Raw genomic sequence first — 8,602 nt, forward strand, 5'->3', positions numbered from 1 at the left:
GCCGCCAGATGTTTTAGCATGTCAAAAACATGCTCACTATACCTGAACCCTGCGCGGCCTGCCAGCCGTTTTGCCAAGACAGGGGGATTTTCTGCCGAGCTGGGATATCCGGCACTATCCCTAGCAAGGCAGAGGAGGACGCGGGGCATATTTCGATTGCGGTCACCAACGGCGTTGAGTAGTTAGCAACGTGGAACTGCCGGCATATCGCCAATGCGACGATGCGTTCACGAATAGAGGCAGTCTGCCGGAAGGCAGGCTATGAGCCAACCATCATTTGCACACCCGCTGGACTCATGGAGCCTGAAGATGAAGACGACAACTCATGATCCCATAGTGGATGAAGTACGCAAGGCCCGTCATGACCATGCGGCTATGACATCAAAGCAATCTTCCGCAGCAGCAGTCTTCAGGCCGCCAGTATGTGCGTTATCCTGCCCAGCCTGTGACTGAGGCAGGTTCATGGTCGCCGCGACAACCTCAGCACATCACCGACAAGGTGAAGGAAGAATGTCTATGAATCCAGAATTGCTGCCAGACTATTCCACAAAAGGCGAAGAGCAGATCATCCAGGAAATGATCAAGCTGACCATTGGCCTGATGGAAGAATCGCACGACGGCTGCCCGCTGCGCGTCCAGCACGCCAAGGCCACGGCCTGCGTCAGAGCAACCTTCGAGATTGCTGCGGATATTCCAGACAGCCTTCGCTATGGGGTGTTCAGCCAGCCAGGCCGGGTCTTTGAGGCCATTGTCCGCTTCTCCAACGCCCAAGGCGCAATCACGCCCGATGGCGACCGAACTGCCAGAGGCTTGGCCATTAAGCTGCTCAATGTTCATGGGCAGCGGGCAATGGCCAGCGACACAGACAGCAGCCAGGATTTCCTCTTCGTGGATCATCCCGTCTTTCCTTTTCCGAACGCGGCAGAATACCGGGATGTGATCAAACACAAGAGCGTGCCGCTGATCGGCGATCTCATTGCCCTTGGTTATCTTCAGCTCTTTGAACCTGAGCAGCTCAAGATCATCAAGGAGATCAGAAAGAAGAGCGTGACCAGCCCGCTCAGCATCACCTACTGGAGCGGAGTGCCGTACTGGCTTGGCGATGCTGCCGGAACCGCAGGGCAGGCGGTGAAGTATTCGGCGGTGCCGCCGGTGCTTGCAGCAGGGCCTGCTCATCCAGAGAAGCTGCCGCCAGACTACCTGAGAGAGGCCGTTGCCAAGCAGCTCGCTGCCAGTGAAGCCGTGTTTGACTTCAAGGTGCAGAAGCAGGGGGATCCGCTGAAGATGCCGATTGAGAATGCCTCGGTGTATTGGGACGAGCAGCAGTCAGTGCCTGTTACAGTCGCGACCTTGCGCATCAGCAAGCAGGCGGTCAACAGGAGCAGTGAACTGGAGCAGCGGTGCGAAGGAATGTTCTTCAATCCGTGGCACGCGCTCAAGGAGCATCGTCCGCTGGGCAGCCTCAACCGGCTGCGCAAGGCAGTGTATGAGGCCAGCTTTGCCGAGCGGGAACGGCGGAAGAAAGCCGGACGGTGAAAGGCGGTTTGCAACGCCTCATTTCCGGCTGAACATGCGGCGTTGTCAATCAGCAATAAGGCGTTGCAAGTCTGCAACGCCCCGCTGCACGCTGCACATGAGGCATTGTCAGTGTGCAACGAGGCATGTGAAGCTGACAATGCGGCGTTGTCAGTCAACAATGAGGCATTGCAAGCCTGCAACGTGACGTTGCAAGCATGCAATGAGGCATGTGAAGCTGACAATGCGGCATTGTCAGTCAGCAATGAGGCTTTGCAAGTGTACAACGTGACGTTGCAAGCGTGCAGCGAGCCATTTCCAGCTGCAAACGCGGCGTTTCCTGCTTGGCCTGCGCCTGTGCGCACCTGAAGCAAGCAGAAACTTTCTTCAATAATTCCGTGCGGCAGCTCCCGCGCATTCCATTGAACCAACATACGCCAATGGCTGAAGCAAAAAACACCATCCCCCACGTCCGCCAGCGGATTGACGAGATAGACAGCAGCATTCTCCGCCTGCTTCAGGAGCGTCTTGACTGCGCCCTGACCATCGGCAGGCTGAAGAAAGAAGCCAATCTGGCGAACTGGGACCCGCGACGCGAGCGCGAAGTCTATAAACGCCTGCTGGCAGAGAACAGCAGCACGTTCCCGGCAGCTGCTCTGCGGAGCATCTTTCATGAAATCATGACCACTTGCCGCTTGGCGCAGAAAGATGTGGAAGTGGCCTTTCTGGGGCCGGAAGCCACCTTCTCCCACTTGGCGGCAGTGCGGTATTTCGGCCCGGCTGCGCAGTATCGGCCAGTCGCCTCGATTGAAGATGCCTTCTTGGAAGTGGAGAAAGGCCGGGTGCAGTACGGCATCGTGCCGGTGGAGAATTCCATTGACGGCTCCATCGCCCTGACTCTGGACTCCTTCATGAAATACAAGGTCAACATCTGCGGCGAGCTGCATTTGCCTGTGCGGCAGAACTTGCTCTGCGGCTCCGGCAATCTGAAGGACATCCAGCTGGTGGCCTCTCATGCGCAGCCCTTGGCGCAGTGCCGCGAATGGCTGCGCAAGAACCTGCCCGGCATCCCGACACTGGAGGTTTCCTCAACCGCTGCGGCAGCGCAGATGGCGGCAGACAATCCGAACATCGGCGCTATTGCCAGCGAGCTGGCGGTCAAGCGCTACGAGGTGCAGATTGCTGTGCCCAGCATTGAAGATCATCAGGGCAACACCACCCGCTTTCTGGTTATCGGCAGTCATGCGCAGCCACGCAGCGGCAGCGACAAAACCTCCCTGCTGCTGGGCACAGCGGACAAGCCCGGCGCATTGAATGAGGCATTGAGCATCCTTTCTGCCAAGCATATCAATCTGAGCAAGCTGGAATCAAGGCCAGTCAAGGGCAAGCGGTGGAAGTATCAATTCTTCCTTGATCTGATCGGGCACATTGAAGATCAGCCCATCCAAGAAGCCTATGAGGAACTGAAGCGCATCTGCCCTTCTGTCCAGCTGCTTGGCTCCTATCCTAAAGCAGCGGAGCCTGAAGCGAAACACATCTGAATGGCTGACCTGCTGTTCATGAACAGCAGGTCAGCCATTTCACGCTGTCTTCACATCCAGAATATCAACTAGCTTGTCTGCGCAGCCTCTCTTCAGGAGGACAACGTTGTCCTCTGTAGGAGCAGAAGCCTGTGATTTGGATTGAGCATAGCAGGGCAAGCACGGGGGGGGCTGCCCCTACGGGATACTCCTGTATTTCTATATCAGGTCTTCTGCGTTATTCCTTGGTCGTGATTGATCTGGAGTGCAGAGAGGTTCTGGTAAAGATTTCTCCACGGTCTCCGTTATGATGGTTAAGAGCGTGTAGCCAACACCTGGTTCCCGCAGCCGCTCTGCGTTAGAGGCGAAACATGCCGTCGTTAGCTTAGGCTGCATCGCCTTCAAAAGCGGTGTCACCAGCTTTGATGACGCATAGGATTTCGGCGGTGTTAGTGCCGCTATACTAAACTGGCAAGCATCGCCTTCTTTGAATTGACGTACTGTCTCATCAAAAGTCTTTCTGAACTCTTCATTCTTTTGGCTTGTCTCTTGAGCCAAGCTATCAGCGCAATCTCTTTCAGCTTGGGTCATCTGCGCCTCTGCCTTATCCGGCATAAGCCAAAGCAGCGTGCAAGGCAGCAGCCATATCCAATTCCATCGTCTCAGGTAAACCATAATGCACGTCCCTCCAACTTATTTTTATGTCGTTCACGACTCTATCCTCTCTTTCTTCAGGCTGCCATAGATAGGACGCTCTTGTCAACTTCTTTACCCTTCAGAACAGAGCACGTCACGCCTACGGCAGATACCACCCTGTGTCCACCCTGGTATTCATGCACAACAGGGCAAGCACAGGGGCGTGCCATGGATGAGGCCATAGGTTGTGGTCTGGTGACGATGCTACCTAAACCGCTTGTAGCGGTGTGGACGAGAGGTTCATTACCTGAACCCCGCTTGCCTTCAGGGCGTATGCGTTGTATTCTTGCAGCAGCAGGGAGATGGCATTCAAACAGCATGGAGGCAAGCGATGTTCCGCTTGCCCTTGCCCTCATGCATTGCATACAATGAAGTCATGCCGTCTCTTGCTAAAAGAACAAGCAGTGCGCTGAGATAAAACATCATGAGGCAATTCCGCTGGAATCAGGAGAAAAAATCTGAAGCTCTCCGAAGAACGGGGCATCTCCTTTGAGACCATCGTATACGCAATCCGCAAAGGCGATGTGATTGACGTGGTTGATCATCCAAATCCAGAGAAATATCCGAACCAGTCGGTTTATGCTGTCAACATCAATGACTATGTCTATCTTGTGCCTTTTATCAGAGAAGAGAACGGTGTTCATTTCCTGAAAACCATCATTCCAAGCCGGAAAGCCACCCGGCAGTATTTGCGGAGGCATGAAGAATGAACGATGATGCGCTTGATTCCTACGAGCAGGAAATCCTTGCCGCTTTTGAGCAGAGAAAGTTGAAGCCTGTTCCCAATGTGGAAGCGGAAATTGCCGCTGCCCGCGAAGCGGCGGCGAACACGCTCGAGCTGCGCAGACAGGTGGACATCTGCCTGACAGAGCAGGACTTCGATCTTGCCAGCATCAGAGCGGTTGAAGACGGCATTCCATGTCAGACATTGCTTGCCAGCATTATTCATAAATATCTGTCAGGCCGTCTTGTTGAAAGAAGGCTGTAGCGGTTCTTCCCAGCAATTGAGGTGCTGCAAACCTTTTGGTAGCCGCACAGCTCCAAACGCGCCTCCTGCCCAAAAAACTCGCTTCGGCGGCCCTGCCATGCTATAATGCCTCCCGGCTGCTGCGCATATCTCTGCCCGGCAGCATGTCTTTTCTTTTTCTGCTTCTTCCTATTATGAATGGCTTGGCTCCTGTCCGCAGGCCGCTGATCCTGAAATGGAACTCTGACGCATGGCTGACCTGCTCACCTGCCGCACCATCGGCAAAGCCTTTGGGGCGCAAAGCCTCTTTTCCTCCGTCAGCTTGGCCATTGCTGAAGGCGACCGCATTGGTCTGATCGGGCCGAATGGTTCCGGCAAATCCACTTTGCTGAAAATCATCGGCGGGCTTGTCTCCCCTGACAGCGGCGAGATATTTCGGCAGCGGCATGTCCGCAGCAGCTATCTTGCTCAGGAAGATGTGTTTGACGAGGACAAGAGCTGCATAGAGAACCTCTGCGCGGCGATTGAGGAGCAGCATCTGGAGCCTGCCGAGCAGCGCAGCAGGGCGCAGGCACTGCTCAGCCGGGCAGAGTTCCCTGATCATGACGGCCTTGCGGGCCTGCTTTCCGGCGGCTGGCGCAAACGGCTGGCTATCTGCCGTGCGCTGATCGTTCGTCCAGACCTGCTCCTGATGGACGAGCCGACCAACCATCTCGACTTGGAAGGCATCCTCTGGCTGGAAAAGATGCTCAAGTCCTCCATGCCAGAAAGCCCTGCCGCCTTTTTGATGATCAGCCACGACCGCCGCTTTCTGGAGAACACGGTCAGCCGGGTGATTGAGCTGGCCGCTGTCTATCCTGAAGGCACGTTGCAGGTCAACGGCAATTATTCAGCCTTTCTCAACAAGCGGGACATCTTCCTTGAACAGCAGCAGGCCGAGGAGGAGCGTCTGGCCAACAAGGTGCGGCGGGAAAACGAGTGGCTCAGTCGCGGGCCAAAGGCGCGGACAACCAAAGCCAAGGCCCGCAAGGACGCGGCCTATCAGCTGCAAGATGATCTGGCTGAATTGAAAGGCCGCAACCGCTCCGGCGGCAAGGTGGATATTTCCTTTGATGCCACAGAGCGCAAGACAAAGAAGCTCCTCGCCGCCAGCAAGATTAGCAAGAGCTTTGAGGGGAGGCAGCTCTTTGCCAACCTTGATCTGACGCTTTCGCCTGGCAGCCGCTTGGGGCTGTTAGGGCGAAATGGCTGCGGCAAATCCACCTTGATGCAGATCCTTGCTGCTGCCAACCGCGCAGATGACGGTCTCAAGCCGGACAGCGGCAGCATTGTCGTGGCTGACAAGCTCCGCATCGTCAGCTTTGATCAGCGCAGGCAGCAGCTTGACCAAGAACAGACCCTGCGCCGCGCTTTGGCCCCGGATGGGGATTCCGTCATTTATCAGGACCGCGTCATTCATGTGGTTTCTTGGGCGAAACGCTTCCTCTTCCGCCCAGATCAGCTGGAAACACCCGTGGCGCGGCTGTCTGGCGGCGAGCAGGCCCGCATTCTCATTGCCGCTTTGATGCGCCAGCCTGCGGATGTGCTGCTTTTGGATGAGCCGACCAACGATCTCGACATTCCTTCGCTGGATGTGCTGGAGGAAAGCCTGAACGAGTTCCCCGGCGCATTGGTTTTAGTCACCCATGACCGCTTCATGCTCGACCGGCTCTGCGATCAGATCTTAGGCTTTGACGGCAAAGGCAACGCCTCCTTCTTTGCCGATTATGAGCAGTGGTTGCGGGCCTTGGCCGAAGCGGAGAAGCCGCAGGCAGCGAAGAAGCCGTCCGCGCCGCTGACTGCGGCAGAGGTGAAAAAGGCGGCGAAAAAACTTTCTTATAAAGATCAGCGCGAGTATGATCTGATGGAGGACAGCATTCTTGCCGCAGAAACCCGGCAGGAAGAGCTGGAAGCGCGGATGCACGAGCCGGAGCTTGTTGCTGATCCATCCAAGCTCGCTGCCTGCTGGCAAGAGCTGGAAACGGCGCAGCAGGAGGTTGCCCGGCTCTACCGCCGCTGGGAAGAGCTGGAGCAGCTCAGGAACGGAGAGATGTAGGGACGGTTCGGAACCGTCCCTGCTGCGATCGCCCTCGCGGAAGAACATGCAGCAAGAAAAGCAATGCAAAAAGCCGGCAGCTCCCTGTCCGGCCTGCGGCGGCAGCGGCCAGCTCAGTTTCTTTCAAGGCGAAAGCCGCTTCCTCCTCACAGTTGAGGAATGCCCGCACTGCTGCGGCACTGGTCTTGCGCCGGAAGAGCAGCAGGACAGGCTGCGGAATGATGCGCAAGATCAAATTTGATCAAGGAGAAGAGGATGGCTGCGGCAAAGAAAGGCGATTGCGTCAAAGTTCATTACACCGGCACCTTGGAGGATGGCTCCACCTTTGATTCCTCGCGGGGCGTGGAGCCGCTGGAATTCACTCTTGGCAGCGGCCAAGTGATCGCCGGGTTTGACGAGGCCGTGACCGGCATGGAGCTGGGCGAACGGAAGAATGTCATGATCCCTGCGGGCAAAGCCTACGGCGAGCGGCACGAGGAAATGGTCATCAGCATTCCAATAGACCGCTTTCCCGCGCATATCGTCCCGGAGATCGGTCAGCAGATTCAGCTGGCCGGGCCGAACAATCAGCCGATTTTAGTGCGGGTTGTCGGTTTGGATGCGGAGGCTGTGCAGCTTGATGCGAATCCGCCTTTGGCAGGCCGGGATCTGAGCTTTGATCTTGAGCTGATCTCTATTGTTGCCTGAATGAATCAGCCGCGCGGATGAAATTTCCGGTGTCCGTCCTTAAGGCGGCTGGTGTCAATGTGGGTGTAAATCTGGGTGGTGGCGATGTCGGCATGGCCAAGCATCATCTGAAGGGCGCGGAGATCAGCTCCGCCTGCAAGCATGTGACTGGCGAAAGAATGACGCATGGTCTTGGGGCTGACCGTCTTGCTGATGCCGCAGCTTCTTGCCATTGCGGCGATGATCTGCCAGAAACGGGTGCGGGTCATCGCTCCGCCTTGGCTGGTGACAAAAAGAAAACGGTTTCCGCCCCGCCTGCCGAGCAAAACAGGTCGGCCACGTTCTAAATAGACGGCTATCCGCGCCCCAGCCTCAGCGTTGAAGGGCACCATCCGCTCTTTGCTGCCCTTGCCAAGGATGCGGACATGGCCGCTGCTCAGGCTGCAATCCTGCATTGGCAGATTGACTAATTCGGACACCCGGATGCCGGTGGCGTAGAGCAGATGGAGCATGGCGGCGTTGCGCAGCCGCAGCGGATGCGTCTCATCTTCAGCGAGCGGAGCCAGCAGCAGGTCAACTTCAGCCAAAGACAGCGTGCCTGGCAGCGCACTGCCGATCTTGGGCAGATCAATCTCCGCCGCCGGACTCAGCGGCAGCTTTCCCTGAAAAACAAGAAAATTAAAAAACGAGCGCAAAGCGGACATCCGCCTAGCGTTGCTGCGGGTTTGCAGCTCGCGGGCATGGCAGTCTTTGAGAAAAGCCCGCACTTCGGCGGCAGTGATCATTGCCGGATCAGCAATGCCCTGCTGCTGGAGAAAATCGATGAAAAAGCGGAGGTCTGAACCGTAGCTGTCGACCGTGTTGCGCGAAAGCCGACGCTGCACGGTGAGATAGCGCAGGAAATGATCGAGACTGTCAGTGAGCAGGGATGTTTTCATAACCCAAGTTGTGACCTCTGCTGTTCACGGAAAAGTTTCTTGCGCATGCCGGGCGGAAGGAGGAGCATAAACCTTATGCGGAAGTTTTTTTGCTCAGCCCAGCCTGAAGCGTCCGCTTTGCCCGCAGGCATGGCTGTTTCTGCGCGTTCAAGGCAGCTCTGCTGAATTATTCTGTTTTCCCGCCGCCTGCGCCGGAAGGATGCTC

9 protein-coding genes are annotated in these 8,602 nt (G+C 56.4%); 7 read left to right on the forward strand and 2 right to left on the reverse strand.

Annotation, left to right across the window (positions count from 1 at the left end):
* Positions 1-516 precede the first annotated feature (516 nt).
* Both ACNKID_RS08320 and pheA read left to right on the forward strand, forming a co-directional pair.
* A complete protein-coding gene (locus tag ACNKID_RS08320) occupies positions 517-1,536 on the forward strand; it encodes a catalase family protein (RefSeq protein ID WP_417912974.1) in 1,020 nt (339 codons plus the stop codon).
* A gap of 419 nt (positions 1,537-1,955) precedes the next feature.
* On the forward strand, positions 1,956-3,056 hold the full coding sequence (pheA, locus tag ACNKID_RS08325; protein WP_417912975.1) for a prephenate dehydratase: 1,101 nt from the start codon (positions 1,956-1,958) through the stop codon (positions 3,054-3,056).
* Between the two features lie 198 nt (positions 3,057-3,254).
* Here pheA and ACNKID_RS08330 read toward each other — a convergent pair whose 3' ends face one another.
* Positions 3,255-3,710, reverse strand: a complete 456-nt coding sequence (locus ACNKID_RS08330) for a hypothetical protein (RefSeq protein ID WP_417912976.1) — start codon at positions 3,708-3,710, stop codon at positions 3,255-3,257.
* A gap of 545 nt (positions 3,711-4,255) precedes the next feature.
* Between ACNKID_RS08330 and ACNKID_RS08335 the strand changes: the two genes are divergently transcribed.
* The 5 genes from ACNKID_RS08335 (at position 4,256) to ACNKID_RS08355 (ending at position 7,480) form a co-directional block, all read left to right on the forward strand.
* On the forward strand, positions 4,256-4,441 hold the full coding sequence (locus ACNKID_RS08335) for a hypothetical protein (protein WP_417912977.1): 186 nt from the start codon (positions 4,256-4,258) through the stop codon (positions 4,439-4,441).
* Positions 4,438-4,719, forward strand: coding sequence for a hypothetical protein (locus ACNKID_RS08340; RefSeq protein ID WP_417912978.1), 282 nt, complete (start codon positions 4,438-4,440; stop codon positions 4,717-4,719). Before ACNKID_RS08335 ends, ACNKID_RS08340 begins: the two co-directional genes overlap by 4 nt.
* A gap of 229 nt (positions 4,720-4,948) precedes the next feature.
* Positions 4,949-6,793, forward strand: coding sequence for an ABC-F family ATP-binding cassette domain-containing protein (locus ACNKID_RS08345; RefSeq protein WP_417912979.1), 1,845 nt, complete (start codon positions 4,949-4,951; stop codon positions 6,791-6,793).
* A 46-nt stretch (positions 6,794-6,839) separates the two neighbouring features.
* A complete protein-coding gene (locus ACNKID_RS08350; RefSeq protein ID WP_417912980.1) occupies positions 6,840-7,034 on the forward strand; it encodes a hypothetical protein in 195 nt (64 codons plus the stop codon).
* A 14-nt stretch (positions 7,035-7,048) separates the two neighbouring features.
* Positions 7,049-7,480, forward strand: a complete 432-nt coding sequence (locus tag ACNKID_RS08355) for an FKBP-type peptidyl-prolyl cis-trans isomerase (protein ID WP_417912981.1) — start codon at positions 7,049-7,051, stop codon at positions 7,478-7,480.
* A 5-nt stretch (positions 7,481-7,485) separates the two neighbouring features.
* Here the strand turns inward: ACNKID_RS08355 and xerD are convergent, their stop codons facing one another.
* Complete coding sequence (gene xerD, locus ACNKID_RS08360; RefSeq protein WP_417912982.1) at positions 7,486-8,397, reverse strand: site-specific tyrosine recombinase XerD; 912 nt, start codon at positions 8,395-8,397, stop codon at positions 7,486-7,488.
* Positions 8,398-8,602: the final 205 nt, after the last annotated feature.

The sequence above is a fragment of the Candidatus Electronema sp. TJ genome, assembly GCF_048287355.1.
Lineage (GTDB): Bacteria > Desulfobacterota > Desulfobulbia > Desulfobulbales > Desulfobulbaceae > Electronema.

Bases quoted from the DNA above. Each gene is read 5' to 3' on its own strand.
- ACNKID_RS08350 (WP_417912980.1), top strand. From the start codon at position 6,840: ATGCAGCAAGAAAAGCAATGCAAAAAGCCGGCAGCTCCCTGTCCGGCC.
- ACNKID_RS08320 (WP_417912974.1), top strand. From the start codon at position 517: ATGAATCCAGAATTGCTGCCAGACTATTCCACAAAAGGCGAAGAGCAG.
- ACNKID_RS08355 (WP_417912981.1), top strand. From the start codon at position 7,049: ATGGCTGCGGCAAAGAAAGGCGATTGCGTCAAAGTTCATTACACCGGC.
- pheA (WP_417912975.1), top strand. From the start codon at position 1,956: ATGGCTGAAGCAAAAAACACCATCCCCCACGTCCGCCAGCGGATTGAC.
- ACNKID_RS08340 (WP_417912978.1), top strand. From the start codon at position 4,438: ATGAACGATGATGCGCTTGATTCCTACGAGCAGGAAATCCTTGCCGCT.
- ACNKID_RS08345 (WP_417912979.1), top strand. From the start codon at position 4,949: ATGGCTGACCTGCTCACCTGCCGCACCATCGGCAAAGCCTTTGGGGCG.
- xerD (WP_417912982.1), bottom strand. From the start codon at position 8,397: ATGAAAACATCCCTGCTCACTGACAGTCTCGATCATTTCCTGCGCTAT.
- ACNKID_RS08330 (WP_417912976.1), bottom strand. From the start codon at position 3,710: ATGGTTTACCTGAGACGATGGAATTGGATATGGCTGCTGCCTTGCACG.